Annotated in this window: 1 protein-coding gene; it reads left to right on the top strand. The window is 47.9% G+C overall.

All coding sequences use genetic code 11. The features are described 5' to 3' along the window. On the top strand, positions 1–263 hold a 263-nt coding region (locus SB749_RS18920; protein ID WP_410711658.1), incomplete at its 5' end, for a hypothetical protein. Between the last annotated feature and the right edge of the window lie 92 nt (positions 264–355).

Below are 355 nucleotides of genomic sequence, written 5' to 3'. Positions count from 1 at the left end.
CTGTTGTCTTGTTGGTTGGCATAGTACTGGGCTATCAGGACGCTCTGTATAGCGGCATTCCGTTCATACTAAAAGCGGCTCTGGTACTGCCTATTATCGCCGTGCTGCTGACGCTGTTTAGTATTTACACCTACGTTAAGCGCATTAAAGCGGGCGAAGCCTCTACGCCAAGCCACATTTACTACGGCGTCGTCATTTTAGCCGGGGCTTATATGGCAGTGTACTACTATTACTGGAATATCCTGGGCTGGAACTACTACTAAAAGCTTTTAGTGTGACTTACACAGCCCTCCACCGGAGGGCTTTTTTTATGTTAAACATCGAGCACCACACAATTACGGCCCGAGTTCTTTGC

The organism is Brevibacterium sp. SIMBA_078 (genome assembly GCF_046534565.1).
Lineage (GTDB): Bacteria > Actinomycetota > Actinomycetes > Actinomycetales > Brevibacteriaceae > Brevibacterium.
Note: the sequence above shows the minus strand (reverse complement) of the source record. Positions and strands in the feature narration are given on the sequence as shown.